Here is a 22,533-nt window from a genome sequence, read left to right as displayed (position 1 = left end):
CCAGCCATGCAAGATCTGCGTTTGCTGCCTAGTGCACTGACGAGTTGGGCGGTTGCGCTGTTGGTGATCTTAACCGGAGGCCCAGGTTGGGCGGTTGTATTACTCGTGGTGGTTGGTGCGGTGTGCATATTCACTGGGCACTGGCAACACGCAATGCTGGTAGTAGCCGCGGCTGGTGCAGCGTTGTTTATGGCAGCCACCCGCCAGCGTCGCGCAGCAGCTTTTTCTTATCCGGAGCAATTGTCGGCCACGGTGGCCGGGCGTGGTACGGCACTAGAATTTGGCGGATACTATTTTCCAGTCAAGGTAGATGGTCTTGCGCCAAACTTGGCTTTGTTCACTAAACCGGCTACCACCGGCATGGATGCAGACACCGTGCAACAAACCGCCAGACAAACAGCACAACAGCCAGCTGGAATAGCTCCCGGATCCCAGATATTGGTTGATGCTACATATCAAGAATCTGCTCGTCCTGGATTAGCCCCGGTGGTAGCCCGTGGCGAGATCCTGGAAGTACAACCTCCTACCGGTTTTGCCAAATTTGCGGCTAATATCTCTGATTCTTTGCAAGCAGCTAGTCAACAATTTCTCGGTGAACATACCGCGGCCCTGGTTCCGGGAATGGTACTGGGGGATAGAAGTGCGCAGACAGATCAGCAACGCCAAATGTATATCGATGCTGGATTAAGCCATCTCACCGCAGTGAGTGGCTTGCATGTGGCGACGATTGTGGCTGCTGCCGTAATACTCGCCCGTGTCGCACGGTGTGGTCCGGTAGGCCAATCGATTGCAGCGCTAGTGGTATTGGCTTTCTACGCCAGTGTGGTGGGGCCGGCACCATCTGTGTTGCGCGCAAGCATCACCGGTCTCGTCGGAGTTGCGGCCATTGTGAATTCCTCCCGCATGCCACCGATTCATGCTTTGAGCATTGCGGTGATCACTCTTTTGCTTATTGACAGCGATTTGGCAGTGACTTTCGGTTTTGCGTTGTCGGTGGCAGCGACCGCGGGAATCATCGCGTTAGTGCCCTTGTTGTACCGGCCGTTGGCGCGAATTCGACTACCTGATGTGGTCGTCCGGGCTTTCGCGGTTTCTATTGCCGCGGATATTGTGACCATGCCCCTCGTGGCGCTCATGGCCGGCCGGGTCTCGGTGGTGAGTGTGCTCGCCAATGTTGCGGTTACCCCCGTGGTCAGCATCGCCTTATTGCTTGGGTTGACTGCCACCATTCTGGCCGTGTTGCCACTACCTTTTCCAGCAGAAGCTGTTGCCCTGAAACTCGCAGAACCCGTTGTGTGGTGGATTTACCGCGTTGCGAGCTGGGCACAAGACCTTCCATTGGCAACCATCGAGGTCACTCCGTGGGCCGCTGCGATTACATATGGCTGGATAATCGTAGCCTTGCTGGCGGGCTTGGTGCGGACCACCATTGCTGTCGGTATTACGGGCATGTTGTTTGCGGGCTGGCTCCAACGTCCACCGGCGCCAGCAGAAATTTCTCCGGATAACGTGCTGGTAATTGATGAACTTGCAGAAATCACAGATTATTCCGGCCAGATTGCTGCAGAGACTATTCCCGGCAACACAGAAGCTATTGTGGTTACCGATCCGTCGGGAAGAAAGGCCGATCGGCCGACCGCAACCCCTGCGGGCATCCCGATTATGTTCCCCAATCGAGACGGTCCAGTAACCGTGTACGTCGATGGCTCACAGCGCGCCGAAAGCGGCAAGTTCTAGCTGTGGCACGATAGGAAGCATGGCATTGAATTCCAGCGTCCAGTTAATTATTGGAGACGAAGAATTTTTGGCGGAGCGCGTGCGCTTAGACTTGACGGCGGAAGTCCGCAATAATGCCGCTGATGGCGAGCAGGTTCACCAAACTACGTTGCGCGCCGGGGATATTACCGGCCCGGAGCTTATTGAAGCCACCAGCCCGTCGTTATTTGGCGATGAGCGGATTGTGGTGGTCACCAATGCAGAAACCGCTGGAAAAGAACCATTGAATTTGTTGTTGGATGCGTGTGTGAACCCAGCGCCTTCGGTCACCATCATCATTGTCTATGCCGGTGGTGGGCGAAATCAGGCGATAATGAAAAAGATTGAAAAATTGTCGCAGACTCATCGCGTGGCCAAGCTAAAGCCCTCTGAGCGTGCCAATTGGCTGACCCAGGAATTCCGGCGACACAACGTGCGGGTGGGCCCGGAAATTACTCACAGCCTGTTGGAAGGGGTGGGATCGGATTTACGTGAACTTGCCTCGGCGGTGAGTCAGCTGGTTGCCGATACCAATGGAAACGTCACCGAGGCCGCAGTACGCGAGTATTATCAAGGCGTGGCAGAGGTATCCGGTTTCGATATCGCAGATGCTGCAGTAGCCGGCCACACTTCCCAAGCAGTGGCTTCGGTGCGACGCGCCCTGCAGTTGGGAGAACCACCGGTGAAACTGGCCTATGCGTTGGCGAGCAAGGTGGGTACGGTGGCGCGTTTGTATTCAGAGCATGGCGGTAATGCGCAAAAACTCGCTGGACAATTGGGAATGCCTCCGTGGCTGGTGGATAAATCATTGAAGGTGGCGCGCCGGTGGCGGGGCGAAAATGTATCGCAGGCGGTGATGATTATTGCTGAGTTGGATGCTGAGGTGAAAGGCCAGGGAGGCGACGCCGAGTACGCGTTGGAATCAGCGGTGCGGAAAATTTCGGAGCTTGCGCGCTAAAATTGTGGCGCTATGACTGAAAAAGACACAGAAAAAGACGCTACGAAACAACCGGAACCAGCAGATGATCTGCAGTTGCAGGAATTCGCCACTAAGCTTTTTGATTTCGCACGAGCCGGTGATACCACGTTGCTCGAATACATTGAGCATGGTCTGAACGCGGATTTGGTTAATCATGAAGGCCACAGCCTGCTGATGATGGCTGCCTATCATGGTCACGCTGATTTGGTGCGTGGCTTGGCTGAGCGTGGGGCAGACGTCGACAAGCTCAATGACCGCGGCCAATCTCCATTAGCTGGCGCGGTGTTCAAGAAGGAAGATGCGGTGGTAGACGCGTTGCTCGCAGCCGGGGCAGATCCGAACCACGGGTACCCGACGGCGGTGGATACTGCGCGCATGTTTGAGCGTGCGGACTTGCTCGAGCGTTTTGAGAATACCAAGTGACGCTGGCACAGTGGGCTAGCCTGTTAGCGCTGAATCTCGCTGGAGCTGCCAGCCCCGGTCCGGACATGATTTTGATCATGCGCTTGGCGACGCGATCGCGGACGCACGCATTAGCTGCTGCGCTAGGCATTCAGCTGGGGGTGGTGATGTGGACTAGCCTGACGGTGTTTGGGGCGGCTGCGATCTTGACTGCCTATCCGTCTGTGCTGGCCTTTGTACAGCTGATTGGTGGTATCGCGTTGATCTGGATGGGGCGGAATATGGCTATGGCCGGCTGGCGCGACCGTAGCACCAAGCCGGTGGATCTGGCCGACGCTGCGCTACGTTTGGGCTCGTTAAAGTCTGCGTTTAAAACTGGCTGGTTGACGAATATCGCGAACCCGAAGATTGTACTGTTCCTAGCGGCAATTGTGGCGCCGTTGTTGCCGCAAAGCCCATCGATTGGTTTGTCCATTGCTGTGATTGCGGCGTTGACACTTTCAGCGTTTTTGTTGTTTGTGGTTGTGGCATTCTTCTTGTCGACGAAGGCAGTACGTCGTCGTGTATTAGCCGCCGGGCCGTGGATTGATATTGCTTCTGGAGTGCTGTTTATGGTTATTGGCGGCTCTCTGGCTATTAACGGGCTTGTGACAATGATTTGGGCTTAGGCTATAGAGCCAAGAGCGAAAGAGGGCATAGGGCACCTGCAAAATCTGGAGCCAAGTAATGCTTGGAAGCCGTTGAAAATACTCTGGATGCGCCCAATCTGGATTGGTTGGGTGCATTTTCATGCCTTTTTAAGCAATAAGCAGTGAGATCGTAACTAAAACCGATTTCTATCGGGGGATAGGATTCTTTTAGACAGCGTACTATGCCCCAAAAATATGGGGCATCTGAATCTGTAACGCACTAATCTGGGGGTAGCTTGTAACGAAAATAAAAAGTGGAAAACAAAAAATATTACGTTCGAGTTCATACAGTTCAAACGGGATTTTTAGCGCAGTTAATTTGATTTCTTCGCATTTACTTGCAGAAAAACCTTTTTGTTTAACGCGAGCCTTATGGATTTATATATTTTCGTTGGGTTATGGGCGGTGGACTGTAGCTTGTTAAGCTATGTCACGTACCGTTCGTTTCATATGAAAGGATTGTTGACCATGATCAACGATGTTCTAGTTAACCTGTCCACCACCGCTAGCGGCGTTGCTGGTTACCTCATCGAGGCTGCTAAGTTCGTATTCGCTGGCGTTTCCGGCGTTTTCACCAACGTTCTGAGCTCCTCCAAGTAATTGACTGTTTAACAGCTGCGGTGGGGCTCTAAGTTCCTGCCGTTACTTTGAGATCTCCTCAGCGGTTTTCCGCTGGGGAGTTTTTGCATTTAAGGCTGCGCCGTGAGTTCAGAGAGTCGTTGCAACACTTTCCTTTAGGAATGTGTTGTTGTACCTGGAGTTGTTGACCCAGGGGCTGGCGCGATGGGCAAGTTGAGTTGCTTGCTGGGTAATTGTGAAGGCGGCTAACACTGTTGTGTTAGCCGCCTTAGGCATTGACTGGGGTAGGGGTTCCCAATCGGTTGTTTTGGCCTTGGCCTAAATTAGATGCTGGAGCCGAAAAGCTGAATGAAAGGCTCAGCGATAGCGGAGATGACGGATGCGATGCCCACGCCGATCTGTTCGATGAAAGCCAGGATGCCGGTGGTGGTTGGTGCGTCTGCAGGAAGCTTGTCCATGGGGACTCCTTAAATGTAGAGATGAATCAGGTCGAACGCTTGTTGTTCTAGGCTCGCCCTGTATTGCGCCCCCAACTCTAGGGGCAGGGAAATATATTGAGCAAATGATTCCCAGTAAGAAACTGAAAAATCCCAGGTCGAAAGATTCTACTGTGATAAAAACCGCAATCTAGTAATATTATGCTTTGCTAATTTAATATTTACATAAGAAGTAGAAAAATGCCGTGAATAGGAAAAACCCGCCAACGCTTAAGCGCTGACGGGCAGATTTGGTCTAAGTGAATTTAGACCAAGGCATTAGGCTTATTTGCCTAAATTAGAAGCTGGAGCCGAAGGCCTGAATGAAAGCCTCGGCGAAGCCAGAGATTACATTGGCGATGTTAACGCCGATAGCCTCGATGAAGTTACCGACGCTGGATGCCTGTGCATCGGCAACGAGTGGGTTGGTTGGGTCCATTGGGTTTACTTTAGGCAAAGGCATAAGTCTTCTCCTTGATGTCCTTATGAATGTTGCGCAATTCAAAATCCCGGAGATAGACGGGTTTATCCTTGCATTGCGCTCCCAATTTTAAGGGCTTTTGGTGGGAAATATCAAATATGTTTTACGTATCATGTGCAAAACTAAGGTTAACCGCTAAAGTTAAGGATAGTTTCAAGCGTTGTGACTGTAAAACTAGAGAACCGGCCCGGGTGTGCAGTAACCCAGGCCGGTTCTTTTTGGTGACCGCGCAAGACTAGCAGCTATTCAGTGAGAAACTGACTGAGCTAGAAACTAGCTTAGCCTTCCATCTTGTTGAAAAGGTTGGCCATGCCAGACTTCTTGTTAGCGGCGGTGTTGCGGTGGAAAACGCCCTTGGAAACAGCCTTGTCCAGCTCGCGGGAAGCTACGCGCAGCTTCTCTTCCGCGACGGCCTTGTCGCCAGCTTCAACAGCGGAGCGGAAGTTGCGCATCATGGTGCGAACGCGGGAACGAACGTGCTGGTTGCGACGGCGCGATTTTTCGTTAGTGATTACGCGCTTCTGCTTGGACTTAATGTTTGCCATGGTGAAGATACCTCTTATAGTCGATAGACATTGACGTGAAAACTCATTCTGCCTAAGCATTTCCAGCATTACGATCAGCCGAAACTGACCCTAGATGCGCGTCACCAAACCGTTATCGGGCGGACCCAAGGTCCTGACCGCCCCGCTTGGTGCAGCTCGACAGACGAGCAACCCTGTAGAGCCTAGCAGAATTAGGCCGATAATCCCACTTCATTTCACTTCGCCGTGTCTTGTCTATTGCCTTGCCACGTCACGCTGTATCGCGTACCGACTAATTCCATTGATGTTCGTTGCGCAGCCGGTTGGCGATCCGTTCAAAACGTCGTCTAGGAAATAACACGCCTTGCCGACGCAAATATTGCTCTTGGATCTCGAGCACGCGATCCACCCGAATCCAACAGGGCCGACCTGCTTCATCCCATTCCCCGGTGCCGATGCTGGTCCACCGCGGATCGTGATCATGCGTAGGATTCGGCGAGATTAACAAGGCCAGCACGCTGCTATTCGTCCGCCCAACAATCAACACTGCGCGTTCGCGTGGTGGGGAATCGATGCCGTCGGTGGGTGTCCAAACCCATACGACCTCGCCGGAATCAGCGTGTCCATCCATATCGGGGGCGTAGAAAATTGTGCGGGTCAGTGCGCGGGATTTCCATACTTGAATTTTTGCTGCGGCACGCGCCACTGAGCGCGACACGGTGTTCTGCATGCCTAGGCGCTGGTTAATTAGTGCCAGACCTTTTTCCAACAGGTCTTCGTTGGGGCTGGATGGCGACCAGCGTTTATTTTTCCGCCGTGCTGCAGACATACTAGTCATCCTAGCTATTGCGCTTAGCTGTCCTGGCTATTTTCCTTGCGGCGTGGTTCGGTAGGCTGGTGGGAGTTTACAACGAGAGGTAGTCCGAGGAAGTAATGTCGAAAAATTTTGCAGCGCAGACGTTCACCGAAACCGAGCGCCTGCGCAACTTCTGCATCATTGCGCATATTGACCACGGTAAATCCACCCTGGCGGACCGCATCCTGCAATTGTCCAACGTCGTTGATGCGCGTGATATGCGCGATCAGTACCTCGACAACATGGACATTGAGCGTGAGCGTGGCATCACGATTAAAGCGCAGTCTGTGCGCTTGCCGTGGGTACCGACGTCCGGCCCGCATAAGGGTGAAGAAATCGTGCTGCAGATGAATGACACTCCCGGCCACGTCGACTTCACCTATGAAGTTTCCCGGGCCCTGGATGCCTGTGAGGCAGCCATTTTGCTTGTCGACGCAGCCCAAGGCATCGAAGCGCAGACTTTGGCGAACTTGTACTTGGCAATGGAACACGAGCTGGAGATCATTCCAGTTCTCAACAAGATTGACTTGCCTGCCGCAGATCCAGAGAAATATGCCCTAGAGCTGGCGAACATCATCGGTTGTGAACCAGAAGATGTCCTGCATGTTTCCGGAAAAACCGGCGAAGGTGTGGTTGAGCTGCTGGACAAAGTCGTCGAACTGACACCGCCACCACACACAGATTATCCAGACGACGCGCCCGCCCGCGCAATGATCTTCGACTCTGTCTACGACGTCTACCGTGGTGTCGTTACCTATATCAGGGTGGTCGATGGCCAGTTGAAGCCACGGCAAAAAGTACGCATGATGAATACCGGGACAGACCTGGAAATTCTGGATATGGGCATCGTTTCGCCAAAGCCAACCTCTTGTAAAGGCTTAGGCCCTGGTGAAGTTGGCTACGTCATCACGGGTGTAAAAGACGTTCGTGAGACCAAAGTTGGCGATACCATTACCTGGGCCAACAAAGGAGCCGAGGAACCACTGCAGGGCTATGACGAACCCAAACCGATGGTTTATTCGGGCATGTTTCCGATCTCGCAGGAAGATTTCCCTGACCTGCGTGATGCGCTAGAAAAACTCCAGCTTAACGACGCCTCACTGACCTTTGAACCAGAAACTTCCGTCGCGCTGGGCTTCGGCTTCCGCTGCGGATTCCTGGGGCTGCTGCACATGGAAATTACCCGCGACCGTCTGGAACGTGAATTCGACCTGGACTTGATTTCCACCGCGCCTTCGGTGACTTATCGCGTGGTCAAAGAAGACGGCACCGAGCAGTATGTGCACAATCCTGCGGACTGGCCAGAGGGTAAGCACGATGCGGTCTATGAGCCGATCGTGAAAATGACCATCATTGTGCCAGCGGATTTCGTCGGGCCGACCATGGAGCTATGCCAGTCCAAGCGTGGACAAATGGGTGGCATGGACTACCTTTCTGAAGACCGAGTCGAGTTGCGCTACACGATGCCGTTGGGTGAGATCATCTTTGATTTCTTCGACATGCTGAAATCTCGCACCAAAGGCTATGCCTCGTTGAACTACGAGGAGGCCGGTGAGCAGTTGGCGGATCTGGTTAAGGTCGATATTTTGTTGCAGGGTGATCCTGTCGACGCTTTCAGTGCAATCGTGCACCGCGAGCATGCATATCACTATGGCAACAAGATGACGAAGAAGCTGAAAGAACTTATTCCGCGCCAACAATTCGAAGTGCCGGTGCAGGCGGCTATTGGCGCGAAGATTATTGCCCGTGAAAACATTCGTGCGATGCGTAAGGACGTGTTGGCGAAATGCTATGGCGGCGATATTTCGCGTAAGCGGAAGCTGTTGGAAAAGCAGAAAGCCGGTAAAAAGCGCATGAAGTCACTGGGGTCGGTGAACGTGCCACAGGAAGCTTTCGTGGCGGCACTGTCGACTGATGGTGATTAGGTGCTGCCATTAGGTGCCGCTGTTAGGCACTGCTATTAGTCGCGTCTAGTGACCGATGGCTGGTGCTAATGAGACGCAGTCGGTAACTGCTCCCAAAATTCACTATTGTGGAAGGGCATAAGTGTTTTACCGACTCGCGTCGCGCACGCGTAGTTTCCTGAGACGTCTTGTGCGCGGTGTGGTTTCTTAGCGAAGGAAGTGTTACTTCACGTGCCCGGCCCAGAATTGCAACAGCCAGAGTTTAATCCGCTAAACAATCGCCGTTCCGCCAGCCCAGGGCGCGTCGGGCGCCCAGTTAGCCCTGGGCAGCCACAGGCTCAGGGGCAAGGGCTTCCGCAGCGCGCGGCACAGGCACAAGACCCTTTGGAATTCGTGCGGGCTACTGTTGGTGGCCAACCGGTCGGGGAATTATTCCGTGGTGCCGCCAGCGAAATCATCAGTGAGCTGCAAGAACTACGCCGCGACCTCCACGAGCATCCAGAAATCGGCTTGCATCTACCACGCACCCAAGAAAAGGTACTGCGTGAGCTAGAGGGTTTGCCGTTGGAAATTACCACTGGCAGGGAACTGACTTCTGTGATCGCGGTGTTGCGTGGCGGGAAGCGAGGCGAGCACCCCGTGTCCGTGTTGCTGCGTGGCGACATGGATGCTTTGGCAGTACGTGAGCGTCTGGACCTGCCTTTTGCTTCGAAAAATGATTACATGCATGCCTGTGGCCACGATTTACACACCGCAGGTTTGGTCGGAGCAGCGAAAATCCTGTGCCGCTACCGGGAAGAACTAGCCGGTGACGTGATTTTCATGTTCCAGCCGGGCGAGGAAGGCCCGGGTGGGGCAGCGCCCATGATTGAAGAAGGCGTACTGGATGCTGCTGGTCGGCGCCCAATTGCGGCCTACGGTATCCATGTTGGCCCGCAGGATTACGGCACTTTCCACTATGTGCCAGGGCCGATGATGTCTTCATCATCGAACTTGACCATTACTGTCACTGGTAAAGGCGGGCATGGCTCTCGCCCGCATGATGCTATTGATCCTGTGTTAGCGTTGGCAGAGATTCAGACGTCCTTGCAGCTGGCTATCACCCGTCGTTTTGATGCGCTGGATCCCATTGTGGTGACGGTGACCAACGTGCGAGCCGGAGAAGGAGCGTTTAATGCGATTCCAGACACCGCAACTTTGGGTGCGACCGTGCGGGTGCTGCGTGATGAAAAGATTGATGCGGTACGCCAAATGATTGCCGAGGTAGCCGGTAACGTCGCCGCCGCGCATCGCTGTTCTGTAGATATTGATTTCCAGGTGCTGTACCCAACGACGAAGACTAATCCTCGGGAAACCAAATTCGCGGCCTCTGTATGGGGCGAAATGTTCGGGGAAGAGGCCGTGCAACCCTTTGAGGCGCCGATGATGGCCTCGGAAGACTTCGGTTTTGTGTTGGCCCAGGTGCCAGGAACTTTCATGTTCTTGGGTACCGCAAATCCGGACAAGCCGGAGCATCTGCGCGATTGGAATCACTCACCGAAGATTAATTTCAATGATTCGATCCTGGGGGATCAGGCCGCGGCATTAGCTGCCTTGGCGTTTGAACGTTTGGCGACAGAAGATAAGCATCCTTCCGCAAGCGTGCGCGCCGCGCGGGAAGCGAAAGGACGAGCGAGTGCTATCCGGAATGGCCGTTAACCCGCCTGGCCCGTTATGCTGTTAGCCATGTGGCACGCAGATTCGCAGCAGCCCGCACCGGGCTGCGGGCTTTCCGCTCAACAAGAAGCACAATTTCAGCAGCTAACCGCGTATGCGCTGCAACCAGAACGCAGTGATGAACATGTTGTGGATGGTGGCTTGATCCGGATGATTCACGCGCACTAGCGGCCTGCGAATTTTGGTATGTGCCTGGTTAAGTCAGGGACGGGAAATCTGAATCCTAAAGCCGTATTGTTGATCTTCCTCACGTAGACTCAAAGATATGATTTCACTCGTTTCGCCTCTGTTTGTTCCCGGTGACCACCCTGATAGCTTCCAAGAGGCTGTAGATTGTGGGACCGATTCGATCGTTTTCGACTTGCAAGATTCTTGTGCACCAGAGAACAAGGCGCGTGCTCGGCAGAATATTGTCTCGTTTATCGAGGAATACTCTTCTGGCCAGAGCTCAGATATCATTGCCGCGCATAAGCCGGTGTTGATTGGTGTGCGTATTAATGGCGTGAACTCGCAGGAGTATCCGAAGGACCTGGAAGCACTTCAGGCGGTATCTGATCAACTGGATTTTGTTATGCAGCCGCTGGTTAACGAGTCCAAGGCGATGACAGAAACCAAGCAGTTATTGAAAGACTCGGACGGCGCTCCGGTACCAATCGTGGCTTTGGTAGAAACCGCCCGCGGCATTGTTAACGCTGCGGAGATTGCTTCCACCCGTGGAGTGTCCCAGTTGGCCTTTGGTGCGGGCGATTATTCCGAGCAGCTACGTGTGAACCACTCGAACCGGGATGCTTTGCTATTCGCCCGTTCGACGCTGGCCACCGCCTCCGTCGCTTTCCGGTTATCGCCACCGGTGGATACTCCGTATTTCAACGTTGCTAACGAAGATGGGCTGGTGGATGCCACCCACTACGCCAGTGCGTTGGGCTTTAGCGGCAAATTGTGTATCCACCCATCGCAGTGCAAGATTGTTACTGCGGCGTTTAAGCCATCAGATAGCGCTATCGCCTGGGCACGTGAGGCCGTGGAGAAATTTGAAGAAGCTGTAGCGCGTAAGGAATCTTCGGTAGAGCTAGAATCCGGTAACTATGTTGATGCCCCGATCTATCGTCGTGCACTGGATTTGCTGGCTAAGGCCGGTAAGCAGTAGTAGGTAAGTAATAGTCGGCAAGAATTTTCAGGGCTAAGGAGTCCCGCGCACAAGGCTGCAAGCTTAAATATTTAAGCCGCTGTAGACCTGGGCGCGGGATTTAGTCGTGCTCATTGTCCGTGATCGGGGATTGGCTATTGGGACTGGAGGTGTCGTGGACGTTATGCGCGCTGGGCTTGCACAGCTGACGTAAGGCGATGCGGCCGTACATATCGCCGAGCTCTTCACTGCTGAGTCGCCCACCATCGGCGTACCATTGCGAGACACCGATGCCCATATCAATGAGCGCCCAGGACACGATCTTGATGTCGTCGGCAACAAAGACCCCAGAATCGATACCTTCGCGCACAATCGCCATCCACCGGGCCACATAATCACGTCGCATCTGTACGACGATGGACCGTGAAGGCTCTTGCAAAGCACGGATTTCGTTATTGACGATGCGTGCTCGCTGAGCTTGTTCTGCATGGAATATGGTGTGATATTTCATGCTGGCAAAAAGCTTGTCGGCGCTGGTTTTCATAGGCGAATAGCCAGTCGCATGGAAGCGCAGCAATGCCTCCATAGAGCTAATCGCGATATCCGCCAGTACTTCTTGTTTTGACCTGTAGTGGTTATACAGGCTGGAGGCCCGCATGCCGACGGCCGTGGCGATGTCTTCCATGCCGGTGGCGTGGTAACCGCGCTCGTCGAAAAGCTGCATTGCGGCTTCGGCAATTTGTGCTCGACGTTTTGGATTTGCCATGAGGTATATGCCTCCTAGTCAGTCTGGTTGGCGACGACGCACTATTGGTGACGACGCACTATTAGTTAAGCATGCCAGAAAATGTTACGAGCATTCCGCTTGACTATTAGTGCGATGTGAGTCACTCTTAATACTAACGATGATTCGCTTTAAGGAGTGACTGAACCATGTCCACCAACCCGCTTGCGACAGGCACAGACCTGCTCGGTGTATTCAACGATATCCCAGAAGCCGACCTCAACGCCTGGAAGCGGGCAGCAAGCTTGCGTGAACCGGTTGAGGCTGTCATCAACGATTACTGGCAACGTGCAGAAATTCCGTTTGATTTGATTCCAGAAATCGTAGAACGCGATCTGCTCACCGACGGCTTGGATGTGCCCGGTCATGAAACTTTGTCGCATTTGGGTTCTGGCTTAACGCTGATGGAAGTCGCCCGTATCGATGGCTCCGTCGCCACGATTCTGGCGGTGCAAGCGGGGTTGGCGATGCGCTCAATTGATATGTGTGGCTCGCAGGAACAAAAAGATAAATATTTGCCGAAGATGGCCAAGGGTGAGCTACTGGGTGCTTTCGCGTTGACGGAACCAGACCACGGTTCGGATTCGATTGCTCTAGAGACCACGGCTGCCCGCGATGGCGATGAGTGGGTGCTCAACGGGGAGAAGAAATGGATCGGCCTGGGTAAGGGCGGGGACATTTCCGTAGTGTGGGCCCGCACTGAAGACGGCGAGGTTTCTGGTTTCATCGTGCCACAGGATGCGAAGGGCTACGACGCGCAGGTTATCGAAAATAAGATCTCATTGCGCGCTATCCACCAGGCACACATCAAGCTCAAGGATGTGCGCATTCCCGCAGAAAACCAACTGCAAAACGCGAAAACGTTCAAAGACACCGCAGCCGTGCTGATGGCTACGCGTACTGGGGTGGCTTGGATTGCGTTGGGTGCGGCCATTGCGTGTTATGAAAAAGCGCGAGAATACGCAGACGAGCGTATCCAGTTTGGGCGTCGCTTGTCTGAAAGCCAGATCATTCAGCAGCGTTTGGTAGATATGCAGTTGGAGATCAGCCAAATGATGCTGTTGAATCGTCACATCGCTGAACTCAATGCCTCTGGCAAGCTCACCGGCGAACAGGCTTCCTTTAACAAGTTGCGTTGTACTCGTGGCGCTCGCAAAGTCGCTGCTGATGCCCGTGACATGCTCGGTGGCGTCGGCATTTTGTTAGATAATAATATTGCCCGTCATTTTGCTGATATCGAGGCTTATCACACCTACGAAGGCACCGACACGGTGCAGTCACTCATCATTGGTAAAAAGATCACTGGCGTGGGCGCGTTTAAATAACGTGCTTAACGCTAGCTACCTCGGGAGGCTACACCTACTACGGTGTAGTAGGTGTAGCCCTTAGCAAGAACGGCGCTGTGCCTGTGCTATCCAGGCCTAGTTGTTCAGCGGCTTGCGAGTTTTCGCCATGTGCATAGCGCGTTCCACGTTTGCTGGCAGTGCAATCAGCGGTACGGCGTGCTCGACTTCCCGGTCAGCGAATTCGTCGAAGCCTAGTTCACTGACACCGTCAGCGGCGGTGTAGTGCTTCGCCAGCTGGCGGGCAATGACATGATCATTGTCTGTCATTCCCGCAATCGGCCAGCCCTCATCCAGCGGGGTAGCGCCAGAGTACAAAGCGATCGTGGTGTCCTCACGTGGCTGATAGCCGTCGATCATGCTTGCGGCCTGCTCAATGGCATAACCCAGTACGTGATCCGGCGACATCAAGATGGCATCGCCTTCCCGGATAAAGCCGTATTCTGCTGCAAAATACATATTTGGTAGTGGTTTAGCATCGGTGATCACGTCAAACGCACGCTGGTGGTAATCGTCGTACAGGCACTGCATGCGTTCCAGTAGGGAGACGGTACCGGACCAAGCCGGGAACAAGCCGACGTTGCGTTCCGGGAAGCCCACCTTGGTATCTGCATGGACGACGACGCGGTCACAGGACAGGTAAAGCTCAGAGCCACCACCTAAGGCAGCTCCCCGGACTGCACCAACGACGGGGAATGGTGCATTACGCAGAATACGCATTACCTGCGAGCCATTGCGCACTAGATCATCAATGCGCTGGGTATCGTCGCTTTCACCTGCTTTGGCAATGGATGTCAGGTCTGCCCCCGCAGAAAATGCACGTTGCTCGTCGTTGCCCACAACCAATGCTTGGATACCCAGCTGGTCGGCATCGTCCACGATCGAACGAATCGAGTTCAGAGCTGGCTGGCTTAGTGAGTTTAGCGAGGTCTGCAGGTCCAGAATGCCGACGCCATTATCTAACAGATGCACTCGGACTTTTTCGGCTTCGCGCACGGTCTTGGCTTGGCCTGAGGCGAGCAATTCCTTAACGGTGACCACACCAGTGCGATCTTTGGTCTCTGCAACAGATCCGTCGGTGGCCAGCACCTTGCCGACTTCTGGGTAGAAACCTCCGGCTGTGATGGCAGCCTGCAGCAGGGAAGGTGTTTCGTCGTAAAGTTCTGCCACCTTTTCTAGACCGATTGAATCTGCCAAAGCAAAAGGGCCCTGCTTCCAGCCGTAGCCCAAAACCATGGCCTTATCCATTAGCTCGACGGTATCGGCGATTTCTTCTGCTGTTTCCAAGCAGTAGCCTAGTGTCGCAGCGAATAGATCGCGGGCATAGCGGCCACCGGGGCTATCTTCGGTGATGACTGCGGCAGCATCCTTGTGCTTTGTAGCAGGATCTTCTGGGGTCTCACGCTCGCCATAGCTGAAGTCTGCTTGGATCACCTTGTCCCGGCCCTGGTAGAAGCCGCCATCACCGGTACGCCCGGTGAGTCCGCGATCCACGAGACCATTGATGACATCGTTTTTTCCCAGATTGAACTGGTGCAGCCGGTCGGATTCTGGCAACGCGTTGGTCAGCGAGGACCAGATTGGTTTCACCAGCTGGAGGCCGATGTAGTCCAACAAACCGAAAACACCTGTACGAGGAATGCCGAAAGGTTTGGAGAATACGGCGTCGGCAAGCTCATAAGAAATGCCTTGTTCCATCGCCAGTTCTGCGCCGGAACCCAACCAGAAACAGCCCAGACGATTGGCGATGAAACCAGGGGTATCGCGGCAGTCAACCACGACCTTGCCCAGTTGCTGCTCAGCAGCGGTATTCAACGTTTGCAGGGTAGCTGCGCTGGTTTTTTCGCCCTCGACGATTTCGACCAGGCGCATCACGCGTGGCGGGTTGAAAAAGTGTGTGATGGCAAAACGGCTGGCCAGGACGTCAGGCAGCTTTGCCGTTAGTTCTGCCAAGGGGATGGTGGAAGTATTTGACGACAGCAGCGCGTGCTCGTTCAAATGAGGGGCGACGGTTTCATACAGCGAGCGCTTGGCGTCGAGATCCTCGAAAATGGCCTCGACAACCCAGTCGCATTCATGCAGCTTGTCCAGGTCTTCGGTGGTGTTCCCAGCGGAAATATTTTCCACGAACTTGGGGTGCACAAAGCCTTTGCGATTTTTCTGGGTTTCAATCCCTTTGTAGGCTCGTGCGCTGCGCTCCTCATGGGAATCGCCTTCGTCGGCCATGTCCAGCAGAGTGACCTGAATTCCAGCACTGGCCATCAGAGCCGCGATGCCTGCGCCCATGGAGCCGGCGCCGATGACGGCAGCTTTTTTCACTGGGGCATCTACGGTGGTTGGTTCTGGGTTCGTGATGATCTTGGTGGTCATGTTTATACAGCCTCCACAATCAGTGCAATTCCTTGTCCGCCACCAATGCACATGGTGACCAGACCGTATTTCTTGTCGGTCGCACGCAGGTGGTGCAGGATCTTGACAGTCAAGATTGCACCGGATGCGCCTACCGGGTGTCCGTGGGCTACAGCGCCGCCGTGCACGTTGGTCTTTTCTGGATCGAAGCCCAGTTCATCTTGTACGGCGATGGCTTGTGCCGCGAATGCCTCGTTGGATTCAATAAGGTCGATATCGTCCAGGCTTAAACCGGCCTTCTGCAGTGCCTTGGGTACGGCAGTGATTGGGCCCAAGCCCATCTTGGTGGGGTCGACGCCACCGATGCCCCAAGAGACCACGCGACCTAGTGGTTGAGAACCGTGCTGGTTCAGGGCGGACTCGGTGCCCAGGAGCAGGGCAGCCGCGCCGTCGTTGATGCCAGAGGAGTTACCAGCCGTGACGGTGCCGTCCTTTTGGAAAGCCGGCTTCAGTTTGGCCAGGGCTTCTGGTGAGGTTTCGCGTACGTGTTCGTCAAAGTCGAAAGTGACCTCGCCCTGGCGGGTGTGCAGGGTGACTGGCACAATTTCTTCTTTGTGCACGCCGTTATCGCGGGCAGCGGCGGCGCGACGCTGAGATTCCGCAGCGAATTCGTCCTGGCGCTCCCGGGAGATGCCATAGGCCTTGGCGACGTTTTCTGCAGTCACGCCCATGTGGCCGGTGCCGAATGGGCAAGACAACGCGCCGAGCATCCAGTCTTGCAAACGGCCGTCCCCCATTTTTTGGCCACCGGTACGCATGCCTTCGACGGAGTATGGTGCAGAACTCATGTGTTCCACGCCTGCCGCCAGAGCTAGTTCGGCGTCGCCGGTGAGGATTTGCTGACTAGCAGAAATGATGGCCTGGGCGCCGGAGCCACATAAGCGGTTGACGTTGAAGGCGATGGAGGAATCTTTCAGCCCGGATTCGATGCCGATTTTGCGGGAAAGATAAACATCTGATGGGACGTTGGGAACTACGTTGCCCACCACCACGGATTCAACGGCAGTGGGGTCGATTCCGGCACGCGCAATTGCTTCTTTTGCAGCAATGGTGCCCATTTCGGTAGGAGAGAGTTTGGAGAGTGAGCCCTGGAACTTTCCAATCGGAAGGCGGGCACCACTGGCGATATAGATCTCTGACATGCGACTCCTCGCGGTTAAAACATCTGAAACATCTGAATTAACTGAAACAGCTGAAACAGCGTTTACGAATGGTTATTCGTTATGGAGCGTAGTCTATGTCACAAATCAGGTTTCGGCAACGATCAGGGCTAATCCCGTGCGGTGATTTTTTCATTCTCGGCGATCTCGGCTAGCCGATCCGTAGAGGCCATGCCCGCCACCACCACGGCGGAGCCGCCAGCGGCCAAGGGAGAAAGCACCTGGCGGGTGAAGGAATCCCAATCGGTCCAACCGGTCGACAGCAAACGCTGGGCATCGCTAGTGGGACGCACGATCTCTGCCAGCGGGCGGGTGGGGCCAGGGTAAAAATCGCCATAAAAACGCACCGTTGGGCCGAAATCAATGACGCCTTCTGGGACCGGTTCACCCATTTCTTCCAAGCCGCGTCCAAAGGGGTCGTTCGTGACGACGACTACATCCCCATGATTAGCGTATTCGGCTACCTTTTCAGCGCTGGTGAAAAACACTGCAGGTTCGGCACCCGAATCAGTCACCGAATCAGTTGTCGTGTCTGCGGCTGCATGGTCGGCTGCGGTGTCGTCAGTAGCGAAGCGTACGGAAATTCCCGCAGCCAACGCGCCCAAGGCAATCATCGCGGTGTGCCAGGAAACTGGGAGGTCGCACAGGATTACCGAGCTTTCGTCGAGATCTAATTCTTCGCGCAGGAAATTCGCTATTTTGGATGCCCAATTCTCGGTGGTTTGAGCAGAAAAATCCATGCGGGTGTCATCGGCTTCGTTATAGACGGTCAGCCGTGGGCTCGCGGGGTCATCGGCAAGCAAATGAGACAACATATCCATGCCCCCATCCTAGGGATCAGGCTGCGGGCATGCAGTGTGCTAGCTGTGTATCGCCGGTGGAGATTCCGCTGAATTATGACAGATCTGCTGCTAATGAACGCAGCGTGGGCCGTTACCGCCGGCATCGATTTCTGGTGCATCGACGACGCTGCCGAAGTCTTCGCCCACAGCGGCGTCGGCATCGTCTTGCCCCAGTTTTTCCTCAAGCAGGGGGCCGTTGTAATCCGGTGCAACCACCACGACGATGGAATCTGGTTCCAGGTTCGCATTCGACGTTATCGTCGAAATACCCAGTTGATCCGCGAGAGCTTGGGCGCGTGGATCACTCGGATTGGCGGCTACAACCTGCGAGACCGAGTACAACCCTTCATTCGCATTAGCAGTATTAACCACGGTATACCCGTGCTGGTCCAGCCATGCACCGGTCGCTGCAGCAGTTCCGGCTGGAGCTTGGGCGTTCAGGATGTGCAGCTGGGCCCCCGCAGCTACCATCTCGACGAGTGCTTCGCCGCCTTCGTCTACGGATTCGTGGCCACCACCGGCAGGATCATCGTCGGTGCCTTCTTCGTCGGCCGTATCGTCGGCAAGCAAATGGTCCATGAACGCGTGGACTTGCTCGGTATCAACGGTCACGACGGATTCGCCGAAATCGCCAACTCCATCAATTGAGGTCACCGGGATGGTTGTGAACGTGACATTGCCGCCGGCCAAATTTGATAGTTGGGTGGCAAAGCTCATGACGTCCCAGTCCTCGTCGATAACGACCGAGCGCTCCACCGCGTTTGAGATTTTGTTCAGAGTAGATGGGTTAGTCAATGTGCCGGTTTCCAACACCTTGTTGACTAGGGAGGCCATAAACGCCTGCTGACGCACAATACGGTCGAGATCGCCACGCGGTAGTCCGTAGCGCTGACGGACGAAGGCCAAGGCGTCGCGACCATCCAAAGTGGAAGTTCCTCCAGGAAAATGTGCTCCGGACATGGGGTCATCAACTGGCTCTTGCAAACACACATCGACGCCGCCAACAGCATCGGTAAGAAGCACAAAGCCCAGCAAACCGACTTCAGCGTAGTGATCAACTTGAATGCCGGTGAGATCTGCTACTGCGGAGATCAGCCCGGAGCGTCCGGCTGCCATAGCCTCCCGTTCTTGATCGATATCGTGCTCAGTATCAGGAACGGATTCTTCGTATGCCTGCTTGTGCGCGCTGTACACCCCGTTGAGTTTCATGTTGCCAAACTCGTCGTCGTGAATGTAGGTGTCGCGGGGCAGGGAAATCGCCGTTGCTTGGGATCCGTCGTTCGGCACCCGGATCAGCATGATGGTGTCGGTGTTGTCTTCGCCAGCAAACTCGCCCGCATTGAGACGCTCGAGTTCTTCGCGGCTGAGCTGGTTGCCGTGTGCGTCTGTGCGAGAATCGGAACCGACCAGGAGAATATCGACTGCGCCATCAGGGGCTTGTTCCCCGGAACCCTGCGAGGTATCGCTCAGCCCCAAGTTGCCGGCAGAAGTCAGAGTGGAACCAACGCGACCGACCGTCCAATAGCCCACTCCGGTGATTAACACCGTGATGGCAGATAGCAACGCGATAATGACCTTAAGCCCACCGGGACCGCGCTGTTTAACTGTTGAGCGGGATTTCGGGGCGGGCTGAATCTCTCTGCTGGAGCGATTACGATCATTCACGCTGTTCAAGCTTAGGGCATAACTGCCACATTTCCGTTACCATAAAGCGCATTGTGTCTGAACAAATAAACCATGCATCCCGTTTGCCGGTAATCACCGTGACTTATTCGCCAGGTAAGCACCTGCGCGCTCTGTTGGACTCACTGTCGGGGGCCACCGAGCGTCAAGTTCTAGTGGTGCTGGCTGATAATGGCTCCACCGACGGCGCACCTGAACAAGCCGCTACAGACTTTGAAAATGTGGTGTTTTATCCCACTGGTGGCAATCTAGGCTATGGCGCGGGTATGAATGCCGGGGTGCAGGCTGTGGGGAGTGTTCCGCTTGGTGGCACACAACCAGTTCCGCTTGCCGACGATTTCGTGCTGCTGACTAACCCAGATGTGGTGTTCCACGATGGAGCGATTGACGAACTTCTGCTCTGCGCTGCTCGGCACCCGAACGCTGCTGCTATCGGACCACGCATCATTGAAAGCGATGGGAGCACCTACCCTTCGGCTCGCGCATTACCGAGCCTGCTAGACGGCATTGGGCATGCGATTTTCGCGGATATCTGGCCTGCAAACCCGTGGTCTGCGCGCTACCGGCAAGGCGAGGATATGGAAACGGAACGCGAAGCTGGTTGGCTGTCTGGTTCCTGCTTATTAGTGCGGCGAGAAGCTTTCGCCCGGGTTGGGGGCTTTGACGAGCGCTATTTCATGTATTTTGAAGACACTGACCTTGGCGATCGCTTCGCCCGTGCCGGCTACAGCAACGTGTATTGTCCGAAGGCGCGGATCAGTCATGCACAAGGCCATTCCACCGAGGCTGAAAGCGTATCCGCGACGATGTTGCGCGTGCACCATCAATCGGCTGCCCGTTATCTTTGCGACCGACTGCCACACTGGTATCAAGCTCCGGTGCGGGCAGTCCTGCGCGCTGGGTTGTATTTGCGCGCCAAAATTTTGACGCGTGGTTAAAACTTTCCACCCAGCCCCGCCATTCGGTCCTGCCATTCGGGCCTGGCTAGCCGCAACCGGCCGCAGTCAGCCGCAGTCGGCCCTGGCCGTGAACCCCTGGCTGTGAATCCCTGGCTGTGAAGCCTTGAAGATGTGGCCTCGAGTCTGATCGGGCGAGCCCCGGTGTGTGAGCACAGAATCGACGCACGCAACAGATATATTTTGGGCCATGAGCAATACCGACGCCGTGATTCTGGTCGGCGGGCGGGGCACGCGCCTGCGTCCGTTGACCATCAATACGCCGAAGCCGATGCTGCCGACTGCCGGATACCCCTTCCTGCAGCATTTATTGGCGCGCATCAAGGCTGCTGGAATCAACCACGTGATCTTGTCGACGTCCTTTCGGGCCGAGGTTTTCGAGGAATATTTCGGTGATGGCTCTGAACTCGGATTAGAAATTGAATACGTCGTTGAGGAAGAAGCTTTGGGTACCGGCGGAGGTATCCGCAATGTCTATGACAAGCTGCGTGGCGATAACGTCATGGTCTTCAACGGCGATGTATTGGCAGCTACCGACTTGCGCGGAATTTTGCGTACGCACGAAGAAAAGAATGCAGATTTGACCATGCATTTGGTCCGAGTATCAGATCCTCGTGCTTTCGGCTGCGTGCCGACGGACGCCAACGGCCAGGTGACGGCATTTTTGGAAAAAACGGAAGATCCACCGACTGATCAGATCAACGCGGGCTGTTACGTCTTTAAGAAAGATTTGATCACTTCGATTCCCGCCGGGCGCAATGTTTCAGTGGAACGCGAAACGTTCCCGCGGCTTCTCGACGAAGGCCGCAGTGTCGTTGGCCATGTTGATGCCGCGTACTGGCGAGATATGGGCCGTCCGGATGATTTTGTGCAGGGCTCGTCGGATTTGGTGCGTGGAATCGTGGGCTCACCGCTACTGGAAGGCCGGACTGGTGAGGCACTGGTAGATCCGGCCGCTGGAGTGGCAGGAGGAGTGCTGTTGCTCGGAGGAACCACAGTGGGGCGCGGGGCTGAAATCGGCGGTGGCTGCCGTATCGACTCTTCGGTGATTTTCGCTGGTGCCACAATTGAGCCGGGTGCTCGTATTCGGAATTCGATCATTGCAGATGGGGCACATATTGGGGCAAATGCGATTGTCGATGGCTGCGTGATCGGAGAGGGAGCGCAGATCGGTGCGCGGTGTGAACTGGCGCCGGGCATGCGTGTGTGGCCGGGTGTGATTATTCCGGACACTGGGATTCGCTTCAGCTCTGATGCTTAGAACGCTTCCGACTTTTTTCTGAATGCTCTGGTAGCGACACGCCGACGCCTGAAGAGAAGCTCTGCTTCTGTGTGACGAATGAACGCCCACCTGCCGATTAGTTTTTCAGAACCGATCCGGCTCTATATATAGTACCCCTGCAATTTACCCCCTTTGTCGCGGTTTTGTTACTGCTGTGACTGGTGAGGTCTTTTGCAGGGGTTTTCTGCTGGTTTCTGTTCTGATAGTGGATTCTGGGTTGACGATATTTAGTGTCTCATTGTCTAATCTTTGGAAGTATATGAACGGAACTACGGAGAAAGGACACGGCGTGGACGATATGGCTAAAAACGCCATTCTCCGTGGCGGCGCGGCAGCTCTATCGATCGAAGAGCTCTTCGGTGCGGTAGAACAAGAATGGCAAGACCAGGCGCTGTGCGCGCAGACGGATCCGGAAGCATTTTTTCCGGAAAAAGGTGGGTCTACCCGCGAAGCCAAGCGTATTTGCCAGGCCTGCCCGGTGCGTGATGAGTGCTTGGAGTTCGCTTTAGAGCACGATGAACGCTTCGGTATCTGGGGTGGCCTATCTGACCGTGAGCGTCGCCGCTTGAAGCGAGATATCGGCTAGC

The 22,533-nt window shown here is 54.8% G+C and carries 22 protein-coding genes; 13 read left to right on the top strand and 9 right to left on the bottom strand.

Going from position 1 to position 22,533, the window contains the following annotated elements; genetic code table 11:
• Positions 1–6: 6 nt before the first annotated feature.
• The 5 genes from O146_RS0106660 to O146_RS13105 all read left to right on the top strand — a co-directional run bounded on the left by O146_RS0106660 (position 7) and on the right by O146_RS13105 (position 4,425).
• Positions 7–1,737: a ComEC/Rec2 family competence protein gene (locus O146_RS0106660; protein WP_027018002.1), complete on the top strand. Its 1,731-nt coding sequence runs from the start codon at positions 7–9 to the stop codon at positions 1,735–1,737.
• A gap of 19 nt (positions 1,738–1,756) precedes the next feature.
• On the top strand, positions 1,757–2,713 hold the full coding sequence (gene holA, locus O146_RS0106655; protein WP_021353623.1) for a DNA polymerase III subunit delta: 957 nt from the start codon (positions 1,757–1,759) through the stop codon (positions 2,711–2,713).
• Positions 2,714–2,725: 12 nt separating this feature from the next.
• On the top strand, positions 2,726–3,157 hold the full coding sequence (locus O146_RS0106650; protein ID WP_051619309.1) for an ankyrin repeat domain-containing protein: 432 nt from the start codon (positions 2,726–2,728) through the stop codon (positions 3,155–3,157).
• A complete protein-coding gene (locus O146_RS0106645; protein WP_027018000.1) occupies positions 3,154–3,804 on the top strand; it encodes a LysE family translocator in 651 nt (216 codons plus the stop codon). Before O146_RS0106650 ends, O146_RS0106645 begins: the two co-directional genes overlap by 4 nt.
• 489 nt (positions 3,805–4,293) lie before the next feature.
• Entirely contained in the window at positions 4,294–4,425 is a 132-nt protein-coding gene (locus O146_RS13105; RefSeq protein ID WP_274542794.1) for a hypothetical protein, read from the top strand.
• A gap of 302 nt (positions 4,426–4,727) precedes the next feature.
• Here the strand turns inward: O146_RS13105 and O146_RS13100 are convergent, their stop codons facing one another.
• The 4 genes from O146_RS13100 to O146_RS0106620 all read right to left on the bottom strand — a co-directional run bounded on the left by O146_RS13100 (position 4,728) and on the right by O146_RS0106620 (position 6,714).
• Complete coding sequence (locus O146_RS13100; protein WP_021353627.1) at positions 4,728–4,862, bottom strand: hypothetical protein; 135 nt, start codon at positions 4,860–4,862, stop codon at positions 4,728–4,730.
• Positions 4,863–5,178: 316 nt separating this feature from the next.
• A complete protein-coding gene (locus O146_RS12620) occupies positions 5,179–5,343 on the bottom strand; it encodes a hypothetical protein (RefSeq protein ID WP_021353628.1) in 165 nt (54 codons plus the stop codon).
• Positions 5,344–5,639: 296 nt separating this feature from the next.
• Positions 5,640–5,906 (bottom strand): 30S ribosomal protein S20, encoded by a 267-nt coding sequence (rpsT, locus tag O146_RS0106625; RefSeq protein WP_021353629.1) that lies wholly within the window; start codon positions 5,904–5,906, stop codon positions 5,640–5,642.
• A gap of 271 nt (positions 5,907–6,177) precedes the next feature.
• Positions 6,178–6,714: a type II toxin-antitoxin system PemK/MazF family toxin gene (locus O146_RS0106620; RefSeq protein ID WP_021353630.1), complete on the bottom strand. Its 537-nt coding sequence runs from the start codon at positions 6,712–6,714 to the stop codon at positions 6,178–6,180.
• Positions 6,715–6,818: 104 nt separating this feature from the next.
• On the opposite strand from O146_RS0106620, the gene lepA reads away from it, so the two are divergent.
• The 4 genes from lepA to O146_RS0106600 all read left to right on the top strand — a co-directional run bounded on the left by lepA (position 6,819) and on the right by O146_RS0106600 (position 11,508).
• Positions 6,819–8,666, top strand: coding sequence for a translation elongation factor 4 (lepA, locus tag O146_RS0106615; RefSeq protein ID WP_021353631.1), 1,848 nt, complete (start codon positions 6,819–6,821; stop codon positions 8,664–8,666).
• A 225-nt stretch (positions 8,667–8,891) separates the two neighbouring features.
• A complete protein-coding gene (locus O146_RS11360) occupies positions 8,892–10,343 on the top strand; it encodes a M20 metallopeptidase family protein (RefSeq protein ID WP_081703829.1) in 1,452 nt (483 codons plus the stop codon).
• Positions 10,344–10,370: 27 nt separating this feature from the next.
• Positions 10,371–10,529, top strand: coding sequence for a hypothetical protein (locus O146_RS12615; RefSeq protein ID WP_153246426.1), 159 nt, complete (start codon positions 10,371–10,373; stop codon positions 10,527–10,529).
• A gap of 97 nt (positions 10,530–10,626) precedes the next feature.
• Entirely contained in the window at positions 10,627–11,508 is an 882-nt protein-coding gene (locus O146_RS0106600; RefSeq protein WP_027017998.1) for an HpcH/HpaI aldolase/citrate lyase family protein, read from the top strand.
• Between the two features lie 100 nt (positions 11,509–11,608).
• Here the strand turns inward: O146_RS0106600 and O146_RS11355 are convergent, their stop codons facing one another.
• Entirely contained in the window at positions 11,609–12,253 is a 645-nt protein-coding gene (locus tag O146_RS11355) for a TetR/AcrR family transcriptional regulator (protein ID WP_081820600.1), read from the bottom strand.
• A gap of 167 nt (positions 12,254–12,420) precedes the next feature.
• Here O146_RS11355 and O146_RS0106590 point away from each other — a divergent pair, with 167 nt between their 5' ends.
• On the top strand, positions 12,421–13,596 hold the full coding sequence (locus O146_RS0106590) for an acyl-CoA dehydrogenase family protein (protein WP_023018265.1): 1,176 nt from the start codon (positions 12,421–12,423) through the stop codon (positions 13,594–13,596).
• Between the two features lie 96 nt (positions 13,597–13,692).
• Here O146_RS0106590 and O146_RS0106585 read toward each other — a convergent pair whose 3' ends face one another.
• The 4 genes from O146_RS0106585 to O146_RS0106570 form a co-directional block, all read right to left on the bottom strand.
• On the bottom strand, positions 13,693–15,984 hold the full coding sequence (locus tag O146_RS0106585; RefSeq protein ID WP_023018264.1) for a 3-hydroxyacyl-CoA dehydrogenase/enoyl-CoA hydratase family protein: 2,292 nt from the start codon (positions 15,982–15,984) through the stop codon (positions 13,693–13,695).
• A gap of 2 nt (positions 15,985–15,986) precedes the next feature.
• Positions 15,987–17,165, bottom strand: coding sequence for an acetyl-CoA C-acyltransferase (locus O146_RS0106580; protein WP_023018263.1), 1,179 nt, complete (start codon positions 17,163–17,165; stop codon positions 15,987–15,989).
• Between the two features lie 128 nt (positions 17,166–17,293).
• On the bottom strand, positions 17,294–18,004 hold the full coding sequence (locus O146_RS0106575) for a TIGR03089 family protein (RefSeq protein ID WP_023018262.1): 711 nt from the start codon (positions 18,002–18,004) through the stop codon (positions 17,294–17,296).
• Between the two features lie 90 nt (positions 18,005–18,094).
• On the bottom strand, positions 18,095–19,690 hold the full coding sequence (locus O146_RS0106570) for an LCP family protein (RefSeq protein WP_023018261.1): 1,596 nt from the start codon (positions 19,688–19,690) through the stop codon (positions 18,095–18,097).
• 53 nt (positions 19,691–19,743) lie between these two features.
• Here O146_RS0106570 and O146_RS0106565 point away from each other — a divergent pair, with 53 nt between their 5' ends.
• The 3 genes from O146_RS0106565 to O146_RS0106555 all read left to right on the top strand — a co-directional run bounded on the left by O146_RS0106565 (position 19,744) and on the right by O146_RS0106555 (position 22,532).
• The gene (locus tag O146_RS0106565) at positions 19,744–20,646 is read left to right on the top strand and encodes a glycosyltransferase family 2 protein (RefSeq protein ID WP_023018260.1); all 903 of its coding nucleotides are present in this window, start codon (positions 19,744–19,746) and stop codon (positions 20,644–20,646) included.
• 208 nt (positions 20,647–20,854) lie between these two features.
• On the top strand, positions 20,855–21,925 hold the full coding sequence (manB, locus tag O146_RS0106560; protein ID WP_023018259.1) for a mannose-1-phosphate guanylyltransferase: 1,071 nt from the start codon (positions 20,855–20,857) through the stop codon (positions 21,923–21,925).
• 280 nt (positions 21,926–22,205) lie between these two features.
• Positions 22,206–22,532, top strand: coding sequence for a WhiB family transcriptional regulator (locus O146_RS0106555; protein WP_021353645.1), 327 nt, complete (start codon positions 22,206–22,208; stop codon positions 22,530–22,532).
• The last annotated feature ends 1 nt before the right edge of the window (position 22,533 follow it).

Origin of the sequence: Corynebacterium pseudodiphtheriticum DSM 44287 (assembly GCF_000688415.1) — a bacterium.
Lineage (GTDB): Bacteria > Actinomycetota > Actinomycetes > Mycobacteriales > Mycobacteriaceae > Corynebacterium > Corynebacterium pseudodiphtheriticum.
This window is presented reverse-complemented; position numbering and strand designations above follow the sequence as displayed.

Excerpts from the sequence above, each read along its gene's own strand:
- O146_RS0106555 (WP_021353645.1), top strand. The coding sequence starts at position 22,206 with ATGAACGGAACTACGGAGAAAGGACACGGCGTGGACGATATGGCTAAA.
- O146_RS0106590 (WP_023018265.1), top strand. The coding sequence starts at position 12,421 with ATGTCCACCAACCCGCTTGCGACAGGCACAGACCTGCTCGGTGTATTC.
- O146_RS0106575 (WP_023018262.1), bottom strand. The coding sequence starts at position 18,004 with ATGGATATGTTGTCTCATTTGCTTGCCGATGACCCCGCGAGCCCACGG.
- O146_RS0106600 (WP_027017998.1), top strand. The coding sequence starts at position 10,627 with ATGATTTCACTCGTTTCGCCTCTGTTTGTTCCCGGTGACCACCCTGAT.
- O146_RS13105 (WP_274542794.1), top strand. The coding sequence starts at position 4,294 with ATGATCAACGATGTTCTAGTTAACCTGTCCACCACCGCTAGCGGCGTT.
- rpsT (WP_021353629.1), bottom strand. The coding sequence starts at position 5,906 with ATGGCAAACATTAAGTCCAAGCAGAAGCGCGTAATCACTAACGAAAAA.
- lepA (WP_021353631.1), top strand. The coding sequence starts at position 6,819 with ATGTCGAAAAATTTTGCAGCGCAGACGTTCACCGAAACCGAGCGCCTG.
- O146_RS0106620 (WP_021353630.1), bottom strand. The coding sequence starts at position 6,714 with ATGTCTGCAGCACGGCGGAAAAATAAACGCTGGTCGCCATCCAGCCCC.
- O146_RS11355 (WP_081820600.1), bottom strand. The coding sequence starts at position 12,253 with ATGGCAAATCCAAAACGTCGAGCACAAATTGCCGAAGCCGCAATGCAG.
- O146_RS0106650 (WP_051619309.1), top strand. The coding sequence starts at position 2,726 with ATGACTGAAAAAGACACAGAAAAAGACGCTACGAAACAACCGGAACCA.
- O146_RS0106580 (WP_023018263.1), bottom strand. The coding sequence starts at position 17,165 with ATGTCAGAGATCTATATCGCCAGTGGTGCCCGCCTTCCGATTGGAAAG.
- O146_RS12615 (WP_153246426.1), top strand. The coding sequence starts at position 10,371 with ATGTGGCACGCAGATTCGCAGCAGCCCGCACCGGGCTGCGGGCTTTCC.
- O146_RS13100 (WP_021353627.1), bottom strand. The coding sequence starts at position 4,862 with ATGGACAAGCTTCCTGCAGACGCACCAACCACCACCGGCATCCTGGCT.
- O146_RS0106585 (WP_023018264.1), bottom strand. The coding sequence starts at position 15,984 with ATGACCACCAAGATCATCACGAACCCAGAACCAACCACCGTAGATGCC.
- manB (WP_023018259.1), top strand. The coding sequence starts at position 20,855 with ATGAGCAATACCGACGCCGTGATTCTGGTCGGCGGGCGGGGCACGCGC.
- O146_RS12620 (WP_021353628.1), bottom strand. The coding sequence starts at position 5,343 with ATGCCTTTGCCTAAAGTAAACCCAATGGACCCAACCAACCCACTCGTT.
- O146_RS0106660 (WP_027018002.1), top strand. The coding sequence starts at position 7 with ATGCAAGATCTGCGTTTGCTGCCTAGTGCACTGACGAGTTGGGCGGTT.
- holA (WP_021353623.1), top strand. The coding sequence starts at position 1,757 with ATGGCATTGAATTCCAGCGTCCAGTTAATTATTGGAGACGAAGAATTT.